Consider the following 20,925-nt stretch of genomic DNA (forward strand, 5'->3'; position numbering starts at 1 on the left):
CGGATGATATCCATTCTCCTAACGCGAAATCCGCGTACTCGAAACATGGCCCTCCTCAATTTCTTAGGTCTATTTTGCGCTACCGCAAAATCTTATTCTCGGATGATATCCATTCTCCTAACGCGAAATCCGCGTACTCGAAACATGGCCCTCCTCAATTTCTTAGGTCTATTTTGCGCTACCGCAAAATCTTATTCTCGGATGATATCCATTCTCCTAGTGCGAAATCCGCACCCTGGAGCATGGCCCTCCTCGTGCTTAGTTTACTATTTTTCTAAACTATTGCGCTGACTTTAAATTCTCATCCAAGGTTGCTTCATCCCAGATCGTAATGTCCAAGTTTTGTGCCTTGGTATATTTGCTGCCAGGATCACTTCCGGCAATTACCAAATCAGTTTTTTTAGATACACTTCCAGTGACTTTAGCACCTAGATTTTCAAGCTGTGTTGCTAACGCCGAACGCTTATAATTATCAAGCGTTCCGGTCAAGACAATTGTTTTACCGCTAAACACAGTATCTTTCGCAACCTTCTTTGGTCCAAGATAAGTCATATTGACCCCCGCAGCAACCAATTGTTTGATTAGTTCCTGGGCCTCTTCCGTCTGAAAATAAGTGTAAACGCTGTTGGCAATAATTGTACCGGACGTGTCAATGGCACTTAACTCTTCTTGATCACTTTGTTGTAATTTGGCCATCGATTCAAAATACTCCGCTAACGAGCGCGCCATTTTGGCCCCAACGTGGCGAATTCCTAGACCATTAATTAAACGTTCAAGTGAATTTTGTTTGCTCGCAGCAATTGCGTTTAACAAATTAGTGGCAGATTTATCCTGAAACTTATCCAAAACAATCAATTGTTCATAAGTTAAATGATACAAGTCGGCAACGTCATGAACAAGCCCTTTAGTGTACAATTGTTGAATAATTTGCGGCCCTAAACCATCAATATTCATGGCGTTACGTGACGCAAAATGAGTTAATTGTTCCTGAATTTGAGCGGGACACATCGGATTAATGCAGCGCAAAGCAACTTCATCATCTAAATGCTGTAGCGGTTTACCACACGAAGGACAAGTCGTTGGAATCTGGTACGGTTTGCTCGTTTCTGGACGTAGGCTTAGGATAACCTCCGAAACCTCAGGGATAATGTCACCCGCTTTATGAATCAAAACGGTATCATCTTCACGAATATCTTTTTCCTTAATCAAGTCACCATTATGCAGGGTTGCCCGCGCGACAGTCGTCCCCGCTAATTGAACCGGGTCCATAACAGCAGTTGGGGTCACAACACCTGTTCGGCCAACCGTCCATTCAATTTGGTGAATAACGGTTTGCGCCTCTTCTGGTGGAAATTTGTAAGCAATTTCCCAACGCGGAACCTTAACGGTATTGCCCATTTGGCGTTGCAAGGCCAAATCATTTACCTTTAAAACAATCCCATCAATGCCATAATCAAGCTCATCGCGTTGTTTCTGGTACTGATCAATGTACTGAAAAACTTCATCCATAGTGTGACAAACGTGATAATTGGAATTAACCTTAAAGCCTAGCTCGGTCAAAGTTTTCAATGCCTCTGACTGCGTTGTTACTTCAAGATCATCAAACGTCGTTAAAGTATACAACCAAGTGGATAATTGCCGACTAGCGGCCACCCGGGAATCCAACTGGCGGAGACTACCAGCCGCCGCATTACGCGGATTAGCAAAGTTTTCTTCACCGTTAGCTTCACGTCGGACATTTAAATCCGCAAAGGCCTTTTTAGGCATGTAACATTCACCGCGAACCTCAATGGAAACCGGCTTGGTTAGTCGTAACGGAATTGACGAAATTGTTTTTAGATTCTGCGTGATATCTTCGCCAATCGTTCCATTACCACGTGTCGCTCCACGAACAAAAACACCATCTTGATAAATCAATGAAATGGCCAGACCATCAATTTTAAGCTCGACGTTATAATCGAAATCTGTTGGGTACGTTTTTCTGAGCCGCCGATCAAAATCAGCTAACTCAGTTTTAGAAAAGACATCTCCCATTGAAAGCATTGGGCTATCATGGGCAACTTTATTAAAACCGGGTAAAACTTGGCCCCCAACCCGCTGTGTCGGTGAATCCGGCGTAATAATGGATGGAAATTCATTTTCTAAAGTTTGCAAGTCACGGTAATTTTCATCATAAATGTGATCCTCAACAACTGGTTTGTCCGCCGTATAATACGCACGACTCCAGTTATTTAAAGTGGTTCGCAGCTTAACTGCCGCGTCACTTGCCTCTTGTTCTGAATACTGACTAATTGGTTTAATTAACGCCATAAATCACGAATAGTAAAACTATTCGTGTCACCTCCCTTACTGGGTAACAACCTTCTCGATTGGTGCAAAAGAAGCTAATAGACGCTTGATACCTTGCGATTTAAACGCAATATCAAGTTCGGTATCAGTGCCACTGCCATTAACCTTAACAACCGTGCCTTCACCCCATTTGCGGTGAGTCACCTTATCGCCGGCCGTCCAACTGACACTATCAGCACCAGTGCCACTATTTTTAGCGACCGTAGCCTTCGATTGGTACGTTGTTGCGGTTGCTCGAGTATAACTATTATTCCGGCGCATATTACTGAATGGTAGCTTGCTTTCAGTTATTTGGCTGCCGGCAGTTCCGTTTTCAAACTTCAATAGATCATCATTAATCTCACCAACAAAACGTGAGGCTGGATTACTCTGTGTTCGCCCGTATAACATGCGGGAATAAGCGTTGGTTAAATATAACTTAGTTTTAGCCCGCGTTATTCCAACGTAAGCCAGGCGACGCTCTTCTTCTAACTGATCATCTTCCAATAACGCCCGTGAAAGTGGAAAAATACCTTCTTCCATTCCCATCATAAAGACAACTGGAAACTCAAGACCTTTGGCCGCATGCAACGTCATTAAAGTAACTTCACTACTCTCGTCTTCCACGTCATCTTGATCAGAAACTAACGCCAGATCCGTCAGGAAATCAACAAAACGGTCACTATCCGAATCCTCATCAGGTTGATAAGAATCATCAAACTCTTTGGTAACGGATAAGAATTCTTGAATGTTTTCGACCCGACTTTGTGCCTCTAGGGTCTTTTCCTTTTTTAAAGCTTCTAAGTAACCGGACTGATCAAGCATTTCGTTCGTTAATTCCGTAACACTTAATTCATCCTTTTTTTCTTGGAGGCCAATCATTATCTTCGCAAACGTACTCAACGTTTTTCGTGGTCGGGCCGAAATGTTATCCGCTAAAGCAACATTTTTCGCTGCATCTAGTAAGGACCAGCGATTATAATCAGCGAAACCCCGCAATTTATCTAACGTTCCGGTACCAATTCCACGTTTTGGCGTATTAACTACCCGTTCAAAATCAATTGAATCCTCGGCGTTAACAATAACGCGCAAGTACGCCAAAATATCCTTAATTTCTTTACGATCATAGAACTTATGCCCGCCAATCATTTTATACGGAATGTTGGCCTTAACAAAACTCTCTTCAATTGTCCGTGATTGGGCGTTAGTTCGGTATAAAACAGCAAAATCCCCGTACTGATATTGCTTTGCTTCCATTTCTTCTTGAACCTTACTAACCACAAAATGAGCCTCGTCCTGCTCATTTTGGCCACGATAATAGGAAATTGGCTCGCCATCTGAATTTTCAGTCCAGAGTTTCTTCGGTTCCCGATAAGTATTATTGTTGATCACCGCGTTAGCTGCCTGCAAAATAGTTTTGGTTGAACGGTAATTCTGTTCAAGTAAAACAACTTTAGCGTCAGCGTAGTCCTTCTTAAAGTTCATAATATTTTCCATATTAGCGCCACGCCAACCGTAGATACTCTGGTCGGCATCACCGACAACACAAAGGTTACGGTATTTTTTAGCCAACAGATTAACCAAGGTGTATTGTGCTTGGTTAGTATCCTGGTATTCATCGACGTGGACGTACTTAAACTTAGTCTGGTAGTAATCCAAGGTCTCCGGTGACTTCTGAAAAAGCTCCACCGTTAACATAATCAAATCATCAAAATCCAGCGCCTGGTTGGCCTCTAACTCATTTTGGTATGGTCCATAACACTGGGCCACAATTTTTTCAAATGGTGAGCTAGCAGTGGCAGCAAAGGCTTTGGGCGTTTGTAATTCATTCTTGGCACCAGAAATTGCACTTAAAACGGAACGTGGTGTGAATTTTTTTGGATCAATATTTTGTTGCGTTAAAATTCGGCGCATTAGAATCGATTGTTCCCCAGGATCGGCAATAGTAAATGATCGGGCGTAACCACCTAATTTATCAATATCGCGACGTAAAATACGGACACATAATGCGTGAAAGGTTGATACCCAAACTGACTTTGCTCGTTCATCTAACAAACCCGCCACACGTTCGCGCATTTCGCGAGCCGCCTTATTGGTAAAAGTAATCGCCAAAATATGCCACGGCGCAACTGCCATCTCTTCAATTAAGTAAGCAATTCGGTGCGTAACAACCCGCGTTTTACCAGAACCAGCTCCCGCCATAATGAGGAGTGGGCCTTCAGTATATTCTACTGCCTCTTGCTGTTTGCCATTCATATTCTCCAACAAACTCATTTTGGACATACTAATTATTCAATCCCCTCTGTTTATCTACTACATATTAGTGCACTGAAAATTAAGCACTGAACACTCAAATTCATCTCACTCATTATAGCAAATATCGCTTAAAACTTCTCTAAAGAATCCACTAAAATCCGCCAGTTTAAGTACAATAAAAATAGAGTTAGGGCAAAATAAACATTTTGCCCTAACTCTATTTTACTTAACACTAACACCGAATAATTCATTTCATGAATTGTTCGTCAATTTAGACCGGGTTTGAAAAATACCTTTATTGGCATTCTCCTGACCAATCTGATGAAAACGTGTCTGAAAAAGCAGATTCCTGCGCTTAACCTAGATTGACGAACACCTTTATTGGCATTTTCCTGACCAATCTGATGAAAACGTGTTTGAAAAGGCTGATTCCTGCGGTTGCCATGTTTCAACTTGGCGATTTTCGCCTTGCTAGTTCTTGCGGCATGAACTTTGCCACAAGAATAGACAACATTCGTAGCATCATGAGTTATTTGCGTTTCTTGCGAATAACTAACCGTAATTGCGAAGTAGTAGTCGAATGGACAACGTATAACGCATCAAGATTATTAGCGTTTTGTGCTAATAATCCTCAATTGCGAAGTAGTAGCTACGATCGCCAAATAATCCACTACGTGAATTATTCGTCAATCTAGGCTGCGATTCGGACTTTGTTTCATCTTAGTCCGATCGACATCGCTAGTAATCCTCAGAATCTGAACGCTTTTTCAAACACTCTCTAGTCTTCTCCCAAGCCCACGCGATCAAAAATTGTATCAACGTTGCGCAAATGCCAGTGATAATCAAACGCATCATCTAAATCCTTGGCGTTTAAGGCCGACGTAATTTTTGGATCGGCTTCAAGTAATGGTCGGAAGGCCTTCTTTTCATCCCACGCTACGGCCGTCTTTGGTTGCACTAAATCATAGGCAGCTTCCCGGCTCATCCCATTATCAATCAGCTTCAGCATTACGCGCTGACTATAAATCAGGCCGTAAGTCACATCCATGTTTGAACGCATTTTTTCTGGAAAAACAGTTAACGTTTCAATGATTTTACTAAAACGATGTAAAATGTAGTCTAATAATTCCGTCGTATCGGGAAGAATAATTCGTTCGGCTGAAGAATGCGAAATATCACGATCATGCCACAGACTAACATCCTCATAGGCCGTGATCATGTGCCCGCGAATAACGCGCGCTAACCCAGTAACGTTCTCAGAACCAATTGGATTACGCTTATGCGGCATTGCCGAAGAACCTTTTTGCCCCGCTGCAAAAAATTCTTCGACTTCATGGATTTCAGTTCGTTGAAGTGAACGAATTTCCGTGGCAAATTTTTCAACTGAAGTGGCAATAAGCGCCATTGTGGCAATATATTCAGCGTGTAAATCACGCGGCAATACCTGGGTTGAGATATCTTGCGCCCGAATACCCAGCTGTTTTGTTACGTAAGCTTCAATTTCAGGTGGAATATTGGCAAATGTCCCTACTGCACCACTGATTTTACCAGCCTCAACACCGGCAGCAGCATGCTCAAAACGTTCGCGGTTGCGTTTCATTTCAGCGTACCACTGCGCCATTCGTAAACCAAAAGTAGTCGGCTCGGCATGAACACCGTGCGTTCGCCCCATCATAACAGTGTACTTGTAAGTTTTGGCCTGTTTAGCCAGTACCGCAATAATGTGATCTAAATCCTCACGTAAGATTTTGTTAGCCTGCTTCATCAGATAACCGTAAGCCGTATCCACAACGTCCGTCGAAGTTAAACCATAGTGAATCCACTTTTTTTCAGGTCCTAAGCTTTCGGAGACATCCCGGGTAAAGGCAACAACATCATGCTTAGTCTTCTTTTCAATTTCGGCAATTCGTTGCGTATCAAAAGTGGCATTTTGCCGAATCTTAACGGCGTCTTCTTTAGGAATCTCACCAAGTTGTGCCCAAGCCTCATCAGCCAAAATTTCAACTTCAAGCCATGCCTGATACTTATTCTGATCGGTCCAAATTTGTCCCATTTCTGGGCGAGTATAACGCGCTAGCATAATTAACCTCACTTTTTATTTGTCTAGTAACAAAAGAATCCGATAATACTGCAGCATAACTATTATTTAACGATATCAGTTAACGTATTTAATAAAGTACGTTTATAAACAAGTATTTAACGTCATGTCAGCTAAATAAATATTCATTTCAAAAACTTCCTAATTCCAAATTTCAGTGTCATAGATAGCTTCCAGCGTTTGCTTCAAGTCTTGGGTCAAAATGGTGACGTGACCAACCCGACTGTCGGCTTGGCTGCCATTGGCTAAGTAATAATAAAAATGCCAATTTGGTTTAATCATAACTTGCGTATAGGTTGCCTTCAACAAGCGTTCCGGAATCGTAACGCTCACTGCAGGACTAACCAACTGTGGAACAGGCAACGGCCAATTACAAATTGCACGGATATGTAACTCGTATTGCGAAACCTGAGTTGCTTCATTAAAAATATTGCCTGAGGTATGCGGACAAGGCACGATTCGTTTAACGTAAAGTGTGCCTGAGGCCGTTAAGAAAAACTCAACACCAAACACACCAACGTAAGTAATACTTTGGGCCAACGTTTTAGCAATTCGTTCCACTTCAACGGTTGTCGCGGCGTCAATTCGAGCCGGCGTAATTGACTCAAATAAATGCCGGCCATGATAAACGTTCTCACAAACCGGCAAGGTGACAACGTTCTGTTGTGCATCCTTAGCAACCATAACGGAAAGTTCCCGCTCAAAAGGTACCCAAGATTCTAAAATATAAGTACCTGTTGTCAGATAATCCGCACTTTTTGCAATATCATCCTCATTGTAGATCACCCGTTGAAATTGACTGCCAATGCCCCGCTGAACGGGCTTCAAAACACAAGGGTAGCCAATCGAATCAACGGCCGCATAAACGTCATCTAACCCAACAATCGTAGCGTAAGGCGCAATGTTAATATTGTGTTCGTCCAAAAAGACCTTTTCTAGTTGCCGATCCTGCATGATCGATAATATATCAGTCTTTTGCGGTAAATAAACGTTTTGCAACAAATCAAGAGCCGTTGTATCGGTATTTTCGTATTCGTAAGTTAGTACCTCACAAAATTGAGCCAATTTTTGTAAATTGGTAACATCGCTCATATCACCAACTTCAGTAAAGTCCGCGACACTTGCTGCCGGGCTATTCATTTTGTCGGTTAAGATACCTACCCGAAAGCCCATTTTTTTAGCAGTTAAGGCCAAAAGCTTACTATTGGCGCCGCCGCCAATAATACCAATCGTACTACCAGGATAAATGATCGATTCCACATTCATTCACGATCCCTTTCTTTACTTATACTACTCATTATCCTCTTTTTTGCTTAAACCGTCATCTTCTTCTAACATCGCGACTCGCTGGCAAGAATAAGCGTTTAATTTTAGAATATGCCGTGAACTATTCGTAATCAGATTTTTGCAATAAACCCAGAAAGTGCTAAAAAGTTCAGGCGAAGCTGTTAGTCTGCATTATTGACTTCCTGATCGCTTTCAAAAACGACTTTACCGTCTTTAAACGCCGTAATCTTAGCCAAAGATTCTAACCGAATTTGTTTTTCCGCAATTAATTCATGACCACGTTGGAACGTTTTTTCAATCGCAATCCCCACACCATCAATTACCGCGCCGGCCTGTTCACAGATATCAATTAACCCCGCAACTGCCTGTCCGTTGGCCAAAAAGTCGTCAATGATTAAGACCTTATCTGTATCCGCCAAAAACTTCTTTGAAATTGCAATCTCGTTACTTACTTTTTTAGTGTAAGAATAAACCGTTGAAGTATACATATCATTCACCAACGTAAGGCTCTTATGCTTACGGGCAAAGACTACCGGGACGTGCAACTGCAAGCCGGTCAAAATGGCTGGTGCAATCCCAGATGATTCCACCGTCAAAATCTTAGTAATCCCTTCACCACGGAATAAGCGAGCAAATTCCTCACCCATTTCAAACATTAAATCAGGATCAACTTGATGGTTTAAAAAGTTATCAACCTTTAAAACGTTACCTTTTAACACCTTTCCATCTCGTTTAATCCGATCCTCAAGTAACTTCATTCAATACACCCCTTCTGTAATTAGATAAAAAAAGCGCCTTTTTACACTACAAGTAAAGAAGCGTCTTCACTTATAGTCCAGAATTTACGGTTCTGGGTAGAAACTTGTCCCCCATTATTAGACATTTATATAAGTTTGCCGGAAAAAATTGCTTTTTAGATTGGCTTTACTTTAGCATAGTTATTTATGAATAACAACTGCGGCAAAGCCCCGTGAATTACTGATCATACTGCTCTAAATCGTACGTTTTAATTAGATTAATTAGCTTGGCCGGGTAGTCTGGATCAGTCGCATAACCGTCCTGCTTTAATGCTGCCGCCGCAGTACGATAATTAGTGGCACTAATGACATGTTGATATTGATTTGTATTCCAGCTCGTCCCATTGGCCAATAGCGCTGCGTGGGCCGCTAGTGACGCCTGATCGTTGGCGTAGATTTGAAAACGCCCGCGAATTTCTACCCACTGTCCATTACGGTATTCTTTAGTCAACATCACTTTGGTCTGATTGGGATCAGTACCTTTCACACCAAATAGATTATGGTAATTAGTCGCTAATTGGCTGGTACCCCAGTCCGACTCAAGAATTGCCTGGGCCAAAGTAATGCTTGGCAATACATGGTAAGTTTGCTGTAGGCGCTTTGCCTCCGGTGCCAATTTCTTAATAAAAGCCTGCCGATTCTGCTGGACTTCAGCCTGGTTATTCACATTTTGGTCAGCCACATCTATCCGTGCTTGCTCACCCAATAAACGTACCCCCGCCACCACTAAAAGTAGTGCACAAAAGCAGCCCATAATAATTTGCGGTAATTTAATTGCTATTTTTTTGCGATTACGTCTTTTTTTCGCCACTATTCACCATTACTTTCTTAGCGAACCCAAGTTACCTTTTCGTAAAAATCAGCCTTTAACGTCAATAACGTTTCAAAATCTAACAGAAATAAATACAAGTGCGCTCGATTTTCAAATTCTTCCCGCGTGGTTGGCAGTGGTTGCCCGTCAAAATCACTCTGGATCTTGACAACGGTCTTTACCAAGTGCTTGGCCGCGTTTGGTGTAGCAACTGCATTGGCGGCCTTCTCCAGTAAAACTTCAACGTGTTCACTTTGAGCTAGTGGTAAATTGATCAAATCAAGGTTGGTTTGCATTTGCCGCAACATCTCGTATTGATTACGGCGCATTTCAAAATACGACCGGTAAAAATCGTTTTCGATGAAAAGTTGGTTGTCCTGTTGCCGGTTCGACCACTCACGCCCAGTCCGAATTGTATTTAATAAATGGCCCAGACGTGTCCAAGTATCGGTAGCCGTTTTTTCACCAGTAAATTGAGCCTGCATATTTTTTAAAATATTAGTTAGATCATCTTCTGTAAGTCGCTGAAAACCTTTAATTTGTGATTGTAATGACGGCATAAATAAATTAAACACCAAAGCGACACCAACCCCAATTAACAATAACGCTAATTCGTTACTAATCCAGTGCCAACTATAACTTCGCTGCAAGAGAAAGTGCGTGACTAAAACGGCGCTGACTACAATCCCTTCTTGCAACTGTAATCGCATGGCCAAAGGGATAAAAATCAGTAGGAAGATACCGTAGGCCCACGGATTAAATCCTAAAAATCGGAAACTTAAGGTTGCAATTAAAAACGCTAAGCCGGCCGAAATTATTCGTGAACCAGCTAAGCGAAATGAATATTTAGTTGTATTTTGAACACTTAAAATCGTTACAATTCCGGCCGTTGCCCAATAAGATAAATGAAATTCATAGGCGATAACCATTGCAATGACAGCCCCTAAGGCAGTTTTTATAGTTCGTAATCCAATTTGCATCTTTGCCACCCCTTCTATAATAGCTTAGCAAAGTCAGCCGCTAGATGCACCTAAAAAAAGAGAATGTTTTAAAGGTTTAGATTCCCTTAAACATTCTCTTTAAGAATTGTATTAATTTTCGCTACACCAACGCTAGTAGTTTAGATCTCCAAGTACGTTTACACCAAACTAGTTAGGAAAATATTTTTACTAGCATTCACCCGACTAATTTGGCACAAACGCGCGTAAAAGTGGCCACCCACGATTAGTAATATAGAAGCCAGCCGTCTTAGTGTGATAAAACTCGAACGCGAATCACATCGTCAATCTGAGCCATTTTGGCAGCAATCTTTTGTAATCGTTTGGGGTCAACTTGATCTAAATCAATCATGGTGTACGCGTAATCACCTTGACTACGGTTCATCATGTTGACAATGTTCAACTCATAATTCGATAAAACGCCAGTCATTTTGCCGACCATATTGGGTACGTTTTTATGAATCAAAGTTAACCGTAATGGTGACGCAAACTGCATATCCGTATCTGGAAAAGTCACTGAGTTTCTAATATTACCAGTTTCTAAGTAAGTTTTCATCGTTTGAACAACCATTTTGGCGCTATTGGTTTCCGCTGCAGTCGTTGAACCACCAATATGTGGAAAAACGGTAACCTTCGGATGATGGATAAGTTTTGGTGACGCAAAATCAGTAATGTATCTCCGTAAATGACCTCGATCAAGTGCGGCAATAATGGCATCTTCATCAATCACATCATCCCGGGCAAAATTAAGTAAAACACTACCTGGTTTCATCATTGCAATTGCATCGGCGTTCAACATTTCCTTAGTTTCATTTGTTAAGGGAACATGAATCGTGACGTAATCACTATCCTCTAAAACACCCTTTAAATCCGCGGCGTGTTTAATATGGTGTGATAAATGCCAAGCCGTATCCACTGCAATGTAAGGATCATAACCAACAACGTGCATTCCAAAAGCCTGGGATGACGCACCATTGGCAACTAAGCCCCCGACGTGACCTAAACCAATAACACCAAGTTTCTTGCCTAAAAGTTCAGTCCCAACGTAGGCCTTTTTACCCTTTTCAACCTGAACGCCGATATCGTCACCTTTTAAATTGCTGACCCATTTCGAACCAGCCAACATTGGCCGAGCACCAATCGTTAAAGCCGCAAAAACTAACTCTTTAACCCCATTTGCGTTGGCGCCAGGCGCATTAAAGACAACAATTCCCTTCGCAGCCGCTTCAGCTAAAGGAATATTATTCACACCAACGCCAGCCCGCCCAATGGTAATTAAATCATCTGGTAATGGCGTTTGGTGCAAATCAACACTACGAATCAGTAAACCAGCAGTATCCTTTTTAGGTTGTTCACCATAATCAATGTGATAATTTTTCTGGTCAAAAAGGGCAATACCATCTGGTGATACAGTCGTCGATGCTACAATCTGATATGTCATGCTTATTTCTCCCCCTGTTCAAATTCTGCCATAAAGTGAACTAATTTAGTCACGCCAGTAATCGGCATCGCATTATAGAGACTGGCCCGCATACCACCAACTAATCGGTGGCCTTTTAAGTTCAATAGATTTGCCTCTGTGGCCGCAGTAATAAACTTCTGATCCATTGCTGCGTTCCCAGTTACAAAAGGCACATTCGTCAAGGAACGAAAGGCAGGCTTAACTGGCGCCGAAAATAACTTCGATTGATCCAAGTAATCATAGAGTATCTTGGCCTTGGCGCGGTTAACTTTCTCCATTTCATCAACACCGCCACAATCTTCCAACCAGTGGAAAACAAGCCCCGCCATGTAAATATTAAAGACTGGTGGTGTGTTGTAAAGTGAGCCCTTAGCGCTTTGAAGACCATAATCCAGCATGGCTGGCAGACCCTTTTTCTTGCCAATTAAATCACGGCGAACGATTACAATTGTCAGACCCGCCGGTGCAATGTTTTTCTGTGCACCAGCATAAATTAGGCCAAAATCTTGAACATTATACCGTTGAGCCAAAATGTTTGATGACATATCGCCAACAAGGACGTTTTCCCCAACGTTAGGTAAATCAAAGTAAGTAGTGCCTTCAATTGTGTTATTAGTTGTAATGTGGACATAATCATAATTCGCACTAACCGGTGGAACTGACGGAATAGTGGTATTATGCGTTGCTTCAGAACTAGCCAACGTTGTCACTTTCAAAGACGGAAATTTTTGCGCCTCAGCAATCGCTTTTTTTGACCAATTACCAGTATCAATATAAGCAACGTTATCCGTTCCTAAATTCAAAGGGACTTCAGTAAATTGCTGACTACCGCCGCCCTGTACAAATAAAACTGCGTAGTCGTCCGGTATCTGCATTAAATCACGTAACGTTTTTTCAGCATCATCGATAATGTCTTGGAACAAGGAGGAGCGATGACTGATCTCCGTTATACTCATACCAGAATTATGATAGGATAAGAATTCATCCTTCACTTGTTGTAGTACTGGTTGCGGTAAAACCGCCGGACCAGCTGCAAAATTATAAACTTGCTGCATGTCATCATCCCTTCATTAATTTGTTCTCATTATTATCTAATAAAATAATGTAATTCTCATTATAGCATAGCTTACTCTCTAATTTCGACCACTTTTGCGATTAACCTAGGACGTGTCTGGAAAATATGCTCACTAATATGTTCCTAATTGCTTTGACGGAAACGTGTTTGAAAAAGCAGATTATTGCGTATAGCTACGCCGGTCGGACGATCCGCTGCGCGTCTCTTTTCGCCTGGCTGCCATGTTTCTTGCGGTGAACGGGACGAGCTTAGTCGCGAGCAGTTATGGACTTTATAACCGTGTTTCCTAGCCTGCGCCAAAAATGGTCAACGTCCGTAGCATTAAAGAATATTAGTGTTTTTTGCTGCAATTCGGACTTCGGTTCATCTTAGTCCGATCGACATCGTAAGCGAAGCTAGTAATATTTCTCCTCCATTGCGGAGTAGTAGGCTAGACGCCATAATCCAAACGCTTCTCCCCCTCTCTTCTGAAACGTGTTTGAAAAAGCAATTGCTCCAGCAAAAAAATGCCTTACAATTGCTCCTTAATTTAAAAGTTCAACCAAACTCCTAATCCAAAAAAGATCACTTGAGCTAGAGTTGTTAAAAATAAATTTTTAACCGCCAACGGAAATGTTTCTTTTTTGATTTGCTTCGCCAAAAAAAGACGGGTATTTTTCCAAACGATTGGTACCGTCACTAAAGTTAATAGCGTTAATTTGGGTAAATAACCAACAATAACCGCCACAATAAGCGTCAAAAATCCAATAACGTAAAGCGCCACGAATAACCGCAAAGCATTCTTTTTACCAATATAAACCAGAATTGTATGCCGGCCCAACTCTAGATCTTCTTTTTGATCCGAAATATTGTTAGCTAACATTAAATTGGAGATTGCACAGACGGCCAACCCTGATGATAGTAAAATTGGTCCCACGAACGCCCAGTTAAAAGTCACCACATCGTAAGTGTTTAAATAGACGCTTAACAGGAAGATGACAAAGCCCATGGTGAGCCCAGAAAAAAGTTCACCAAACGGCGTCGTTGAAATTGGTCGGGGTCCACCCGCGTAAAAATAACCTACTGCGTAACAAAATAGCCCCAGCCATAAGACTGGCCAACCAGTTTGAGTAGCAATAAAGATTCCTAAAATTGCGGAGGAGGCCATCATCCAAAAGACCAACCAACCAATCATCCGGGGATTCAAATGATTAACCCCAATAATATTGGTTTTTTCACGGAATCCCAACGCCTCATTCTTAGTTGCCCGCCGATAATCTTGATAGTTATCATTAGCGTCAACAGCCATGTTAAAAACTAACATCGCAATAAAAAACAAAATTAAATAAACCGGGTGTAGCTGCCGGTAATGATACAGTGCGTAAAAAGTTCCTAACAAAAATGGAAATACACTGGCCGTTTTTGCTTTAATTTCGACCAGCTCCAAAAATACTGAAAAAGTCACCTGACATATCTCCTTAACTACTTAAAATAAAGTACTACACATACCTTTGAAATCAGTTGGCGAATTATTAAACTGTGGCGTGTTTGAAAAAGCGCTTAGCTTCTGAGGATTACTAACGATGTCAATCGGACTAGGATGAACCAAAGTCCGAATCGCAGGAAGCTGCTTTTTCAAACACGTTCAAAACAGTTTAGTCAAAAAAGTATTAGTAAAAGTATTGTTCAAACACTCTCTAATTATTCGCCTGAGTCTAACGCCTTCTTAATTAATTTGGTCTAAACGTGTTTGAAAAAGCAGATTATTGCGTATCGCTACGCTTCGCAGATCTTATCGACCAGCTAGGCTATACTCCATAATCTGAACGCTTTTTAAAACACTCTCTAATTATTCGCCTGAGTCTAACGCGTAAAGTTTGCGGAAACGTGCATTCTCCTGATATAAAGTGTGTGGACTACCTTGCATATTTATTTTACCATGTTCAAGAAAAATTATTTGGTCGGCGTTTTGAATTCCCTGTAAATGATGGGTTACCCAAATAATTGTTTTGCCGGCTAGGACACTGAAAATGGTGTGTAGTAACGCCTTTTCCGTAATTGGGTCAAGACCAACTGTCGGCTCATCTAACAAAATAATTGGTGCGTCTTGTACAATCAGGCGCGCTAAGGCCAAACGCTGCTGCTCACCGCCAGAAAAACGTGCACCATCTTCCTCAACAACTGTGTCCGCTCCTTTAGGCAGCCGCGCCATTAACGGACCGAGCTGGACGGCCTTTAACGCCTCATCGATCTCTTGATCAGTTTTTTCTAGGTTGCCCAAGCGAATGTTGTTACGAACCGTTGTGTTAAATAAGAATGGTTTTTGATCCAACATTCCAATTAACTCTTTGCGTTGCTCTTGTAACGCCGCAACTGGTACACCAGCAATCGTAATTGCACCTTTTTGTGCCTGTAAATCACCCAGCAATAGATCAAGTAACGTGGTTTTCCCCATCCCCGTTTGACCTAAAATTGCTAACTTTTCGCCAGCGGTAACGTTTAAATTAAAATTATTAATAATATTAGGCTCGTTCGGGTACGCAAACTCAACGTGTTGAAATGAAATTGGTGGTACCGTTGTTGGTAATTTTGCTTGCTGGGGTAGCGCCTGTTCCTGCGGCTTTAAATTATTCAGTCGGGTAACAGAACTCATATAAATGGGCCATTCCTCAACCCCTTGACTGACTGGCGCAAAAGCATCAATTAGTGGAAACAGACTAAGCACAAAGGCCGCCGCCCAATTCACCGCTGCCGGAGAGGTTGTAAAATAACGATTAGTCCACAATAAAAGCGCAACACTAATAATTGCAAACACAAACTGTATGCAGAAATCACGCCGCCATTCAAAGCGCTTTGTGGCTAAAGTCTCCTTGCGCAGCGCTTTAAGTGTTGGCTGTGATTTCGCAATAAAATCGTTCTCGCGACCAGAAATCACCCAATCAGCAACGCCCATGACGTTATCGGTTAAATCAGTGTAAAGCTGCTGGGTTAACTGTTTTTTCTGCATTACCCGCGCACTGGTTACCGCGATTGAAACAAGTGGTAATAAAAAGACAATAATTGCTAATAATAATGCCATTCCTAACGCAAAAAACCAGCTGAAATAACCAAGTACGATCACGATAATGATGTAAAGAAACCAACTAATTAACGTTGGAAAAATAGTTCTTAAGTAAAGGTTCTGTAAGTGACCAATATCGTCGGCTAAAAGCGCCAAAATATCCCCTGTTTTAAAGTGTTGCTGGAAAAAGGCTGCATCTTTCGCCAACGTTAGGTACAATCGCTTACGTAAATCTGACGTAACTTTAAACACCCAGTTATGTGAAGTTAACCGTTCAACGTAACGAAAAGTTGGTCGGCCAATCCCAAAAGCCCGAGTTAAAACAACTGGAACATAAATCAATAAAATATTGTCTGGCCGCTGAGCCGCTCTGCTAATAAGATAACCAGCATTAAACATTAACGCAGCACCACAAAAGAAGGTCAATAGACCTAAAACCAAGATTAAGCACAACAGACCTTTATATTTTTTCATATAAGGCTTCACCCAATTATCCTTTTTCAACGGTTGAAATGGATTTCTCATAGCTTAGCCCCCTTCATCTGCGTCATTAACTGCGTATACGCCCCTTGTTTTTGCTGTAACTGCTGCGGTGTTCCCATTTCAACCAAACGGCCCGCCTCAATTACCATAATTTGATCCATTTCTTGCATCCAGTGCAAGCGGTGCGTGGCAAAGAAAACAAGGTGGTCCTTAAAAAGTGGTAACATCGTTTCTTTTAGCGCCGCTTCAGTCTCAATATCCAGGTGAGCAGTGGGCTCATCAAACAGCAACACACGTCGTTTACGATCTAAGAATGCTCGGGCCAACGCGATACGCTGTGCCTGGCCACCACTGATACCCCGCTCACCTTCACCGATCACTGTATCAAGGCCGGCCGGTAATTGCTTTAGCCAGATTGTTAAGCCTGCATTCTCGGCTGCAGCTGTAATTGCTTCACGACTAGCCTTGGGTTGATAAAAAGCAATATTTTGACCAATCGTTGCGTGAAATAAATACGGCTTTTGCGGCATATAAACAAAATTATTTTGCCATTGCTCTTGGCTTAAGTGCGGGACTTGCTGCCCATTAAGTAAAATTTGGCCACCATTTTCAACCTCAGGCAACAAAAAGCCACCTAATGTATTAATTAGCGTCGATTTACCCGACCCAGAAGGCCCCATGACACCAATCTTTTGGAAACCATGAACTTTAAAACTAAAATCGGCCAAGTCATGTTCGTTATTATTTTCATAACTGACATTGACGTGTTTGAATTCTAGTTCATCATTAGCGCCAAACGTTGTTAAACTTGTGAGCGCCTGACGTTGTGTTGCCTCAGGTAGCGCAAGTAACTGCCGAATGGCCTGCATCGCATTTTTGCCATTCAAAGTTGCGTGATAATCACTGGAAAAATCGCGTAGGGGTAAGAAAAATTCTGGGGCTAGAATCAAGGACGCTAATGCAGGAAAATAAGGCATTTTACCATTTAATAAATCAAGTCCTAAAAATACAGCAACTACCGCGATCGACAGCGTCGTGAAAAAATCTAAGGCAAAGGTTGATAAAACGGCAATCCGTAAAACTGCCATTGTTTGTTTGCGGTAAGACTCGCTCACTGAATAAACGTTATTTGCGTATTGCTTACTAATTCCCAACAACTTTAAGGTTGATAACCCTCGTAACGCATCAACAAAGTGATTCGACAGTAACTGATAACCCGCATACTGCTTGTCAGCCTTATCCCGGGCAGCAAAGCCTAAAATAATCATAAATAAAATAACAATTGGAACAACTAAGAGTAATACAACTCCCGTTTTAACGTCTAACGTAAAAATATAGATCAATAAAATCCAGGGAATAATCATCATATTCAGCATTTTATTTAAAATTAACGTTAAATAATTATCAACTTCATCAATTCCGTCAAGGGCCATAGTTACTAAGTTACCCGTTCCTTGCTTTGCAACTAGACTAGGTCCAACGTGAAATAATTTAGTTAGAAGCTGTTCGCGTAAGCTTTGACTAGCCTGGTTGGCAAAACGATCTAACACAATGCTCTTTACCCAATTAATTAAGTGACGCCCAATGAACGCTGCAAAAAATAAACCGATTAAAGGCCCCAATAAATTTAACGGACGTAAGTGCCACGTCTTAACTAACGCCAAAGCCAAATATTTCCCCTGAAATAAAATCATAAATGCTTGCAGGACGGTTAGTCCCACAAGCATTATGGTTACTTTTTTTATTCCAGATAAGCTAAATAACTGCTTATCAATCATCTATTCCACCACTTTTTTTGTTGTGACTCGCTTATTAAAGACGAAGTAACTCCAGACCGTGTACACGATGACGATTGGTACTAAAATGCAAGCCACGATCGTCATAATTTTCAGTGTATATTCTGATGATGATGCATTTTTAATTAAGATACTGTGCGCCGGATTAGTTGCTACCATTACTCGTGGGAATAATCCATTGAATAATAACGCAACCAATAAGATTAAAGTACCCCCACTAGCAATAAACGACAGCCACTCCTTATCGGCATAAGCACCATACGTTGCAACAACGCTGGCCAAAACAATCAAGATCAGCAGTGTCCAACTTGATACTGGCCGTGCAGTAAAGAAGTCCGTTTGAAACAAAAGTAACGCCGCGTAGACAACTAACCCAACAAACAAAACTGGGTAGAGTAACTTCGCTAATTTTTGAGCCCGCTGCCGCAATGCACCTAAGGTTGAAAGCCGAATGTAATTCAGCCCATGTAATAGGCAAAGCAACGCTACAGCGACACCACCGACAATCGAAAAGAGATTGATGTAATCACCAACACTAGCGCTTAGATTGCCTTGAGCATCAATTGGCATTCCTTTAACCATATCGGTAAACATCATTCCAAACAGGAAGGGCGCCATTAAGCTACCTGTGAAAAGTGTCACTTCCCATAACTTTCGCCCTTTACGCGTATCTACGTGCGTTCGAAATTCAAAGGACACCCCCCGAATAATTAGGCCAAATAAAATTAAGAAAAGTAAAATATAAAACCCTGAAAACAGACTGGCATACCAATAAGGAAACGAGGCAAACATTGCACCACCGGCAGTAATTAACCAAACCTCATTACCATCCCAGTGCGGTCCAATCGTTTGAATAAGGCTGTCACATTCCTGCTCGTCCTTAGCCAAGAAGCGTAACGACATCCCAACGCCGTAATCAAAACCTTCAAGTAGGAAAAAGACCGCAAATAATAAGCCAATTAAGAAAAACCATAATAACTGTAAACTACTCATGATTAAACGCTCCCTTCGCAAATGGATCGACATTCGCACGCTTTTCACTGCCGTCATCAAGCTCTGGACCGGCGACTAATGTCTTGTGGGAGAAGTAAATCATAGTACCGCCAAGCATTGTGAAGATCAAGAAGTAAGTGATGTTAGAAAACAGTAACTCACCCGCCGTGACACTTGGTGAAACGGCATCAGCGATCGTGAACAGTCCGTAAACAATCCACGGATAACGACCCAGTTCAGTCACGAACCAACCAGCAGTATTAGCCAAAAATGGTAACCAGAGACAAATACCTAAAACGTAAAGGAACCAACGTTTATTCTCAATAGCATTATTCTTTTTACGCATAAACCACAAACCAACGATGGTAACAAGCGCAAATAACGTGCCAAAGCCAGCCATTACTCGGAAACTCCAGAAAAGCGTTTTCGGTGGAACATAGTAATTCATGTCCTTACCAAATTTTTTATCATACTTCTGGTGTAATTCACGATTAATGGTATTCATCCCTTTAACCGCACCAGTTGTTTTATGGTAAGACATAATGCTTAACATATCAGGAATTTCAACCTTCCAAGTTGCCTTATGTCCCGCTGCGTTAATCCCCTCAATCATAGCCCAAGGCGCTTTTTTACCTGTATTATCATACAGACCTTCAGTTGCGGCAAACTTCATTGGTTGATCCTTAATAATCATTCTGGTTTGAGCATCGCCTACGTAAATCGTACCTAATGAAAAAATGAGCCCAACGATCAAACCAATCTTTAGTGACTTCTTGTAAAATTCAATATTCTTATGCTTAAGCAACCGCCAAGCCGACATCCCAGCAACCGCCATGGCTGCCGTTAAAAAGGCCCCAAAAACAACGTGGGGAAATTCAACCCACAATTGTGGATTCTTAAGCAAACCGGTAAAACTTGTCATTTCTGCCCGACCATTGGCCAATTTATAAGCCACTGGATTTTGCATAAAACTATTTGCGGTTAAAATCCATAAAGCCGAAGCACTAGAACCAATCATAACTAACCAAATAAAAATAACGTGAATCGCAGGTTTGAATCGATCCCAAGTGAACATCCATAGTCCAATGAAAACTGATTCCAGGAAAAACGCCAGCAATGCTTCAATAGCCAGTGGCGCCCCAAAAATATCACCCATAAATCGTGAGTAATCAGACCAATTCATCCCAAATTGAAACTCTTGAATAAGACCAGTAACCACACCAACAGCAAAGCTTAAAAGGAAAATTTTCCCCCAGAACTGTGCCATTTGTTTATAAATTGGCGCTTTTTTTACGACATAAATTGTTTCCATGATTGCCGTTATAAACGCCATCCCGATTGAAAAAGGAACAAAGAAGAAATGAAATACAGTTGTCATTGCAAATTGAAACCGTGCTAAAGACAACATACTCACACCAACCGTCAACATACTCTTACCACCCTTCGTTAAACTTCCACATCTCCATTATAGGCTAGAAAATGAAGCGTTACCAGTGCTGAC

Annotated in this window: 14 protein-coding genes and 1 riboswitch; all 14 genes read right to left on the reverse strand. The window is 41.6% G+C overall.

The features are described 5' to 3' along the window. Positions 1–279: 279 nt before the first annotated feature. Entirely contained in the window at positions 280–2,310 is a 2,031-nt protein-coding gene (gene ligA, locus EKM98_RS04525; RefSeq protein ID WP_125980893.1) for an NAD-dependent DNA ligase LigA, read from the reverse strand. Positions 2,311–2,346: 36 nt separating this feature from the next. Next, positions 2,347–4,611 carry a DNA helicase PcrA gene (gene pcrA, locus EKM98_RS04530; RefSeq protein ID WP_125980895.1) on the reverse strand — a complete coding sequence of 755 codons (2,265 nt, stop codon included), beginning with the start codon at positions 4,609–4,611 and terminating at the stop codon, positions 2,347–2,349. Positions 4,612–5,362: 751 nt separating this feature from the next. After that, positions 5,363–6,664, reverse strand: a complete 1,302-nt coding sequence (gene purB / locus EKM98_RS04535) for an adenylosuccinate lyase (protein ID WP_125980897.1) — start codon at positions 6,662–6,664, stop codon at positions 5,363–5,365. 159 nt (positions 6,665–6,823) lie between these two features. Next, entirely contained in the window at positions 6,824–7,948 is a 1,125-nt protein-coding gene (locus tag EKM98_RS04540; RefSeq protein ID WP_225418524.1) for a 5-(carboxyamino)imidazole ribonucleotide synthase, read from the reverse strand. Between the two features lie 182 nt (positions 7,949–8,130). Further along, on the reverse strand, positions 8,131–8,727 hold the full coding sequence (locus EKM98_RS04545; protein ID WP_125980899.1) for a xanthine phosphoribosyltransferase: 597 nt from the start codon (positions 8,725–8,727) through the stop codon (positions 8,131–8,133). A 53-nt stretch (positions 8,728–8,780) separates the two neighbouring features. Next, a riboswitch (purine riboswitch) is annotated at positions 8,781–8,880 on the reverse strand. A gap of 64 nt (positions 8,881–8,944) precedes the next feature. Then, complete coding sequence (locus tag EKM98_RS04550) at positions 8,945–9,577, reverse strand: glycoside hydrolase family 73 protein (RefSeq protein WP_125980901.1); 633 nt, start codon at positions 9,575–9,577, stop codon at positions 8,945–8,947. 17 nt (positions 9,578–9,594) lie between these two features. Then, positions 9,595–10,557 (reverse strand): aromatic acid exporter family protein, encoded by a 963-nt coding sequence (locus tag EKM98_RS04555; RefSeq protein WP_125980903.1) that lies wholly within the window; start codon positions 10,555–10,557, stop codon positions 9,595–9,597. Between the two features lie 268 nt (positions 10,558–10,825). Next, positions 10,826–12,016, reverse strand: coding sequence for a phosphoglycerate dehydrogenase (locus tag EKM98_RS04560; RefSeq protein ID WP_125980905.1), 1,191 nt, complete (start codon positions 12,014–12,016; stop codon positions 10,826–10,828). Between the two features lie 2 nt (positions 12,017–12,018). After that, complete coding sequence (gene serC / locus EKM98_RS04565) at positions 12,019–13,092, reverse strand: 3-phosphoserine/phosphohydroxythreonine transaminase (RefSeq protein WP_125980907.1); 1,074 nt, start codon at positions 13,090–13,092, stop codon at positions 12,019–12,021. A 549-nt stretch (positions 13,093–13,641) separates the two neighbouring features. Then, positions 13,642–14,556, reverse strand: a complete 915-nt coding sequence (locus EKM98_RS04570; RefSeq protein ID WP_125980909.1) for a prenyltransferase — start codon at positions 14,554–14,556, stop codon at positions 13,642–13,644. 384 nt (positions 14,557–14,940) lie between these two features. Then, positions 14,941–16,677, reverse strand: a complete 1,737-nt coding sequence (gene cydC, locus EKM98_RS04575) for a thiol reductant ABC exporter subunit CydC (RefSeq protein WP_125980911.1) — start codon at positions 16,675–16,677, stop codon at positions 14,941–14,943. Next, positions 16,674–18,413 carry a thiol reductant ABC exporter subunit CydD gene (gene cydD, locus EKM98_RS04580; RefSeq protein ID WP_125980913.1) on the reverse strand — a complete coding sequence of 580 codons (1,740 nt, stop codon included), beginning with the start codon at positions 18,411–18,413 and terminating at the stop codon, positions 16,674–16,676. Before cydD ends, cydC begins: the two co-directional genes overlap by 4 nt. Then, a complete protein-coding gene (gene cydB / locus EKM98_RS04585) occupies positions 18,414–19,424 on the reverse strand; it encodes a cytochrome d ubiquinol oxidase subunit II (protein WP_125980915.1) in 1,011 nt (336 codons plus the stop codon). After that, the gene (locus EKM98_RS04590) at positions 19,417–20,850 is read right to left on the reverse strand and encodes a cytochrome ubiquinol oxidase subunit I (protein ID WP_191983367.1); all 1,434 of its coding nucleotides are present in this window, start codon (positions 20,848–20,850) and stop codon (positions 19,417–19,419) included. Before EKM98_RS04590 ends, cydB begins: the two co-directional genes overlap by 8 nt. Between the last annotated feature and the right edge of the window lie 75 nt (positions 20,851–20,925).

Origin of the sequence: Loigolactobacillus iwatensis, assembly GCF_003950295.1 — a bacterium.
In the GTDB taxonomy this organism is placed as follows: domain Bacteria; phylum Bacillota; class Bacilli; order Lactobacillales; family Lactobacillaceae; genus Loigolactobacillus; species Loigolactobacillus iwatensis.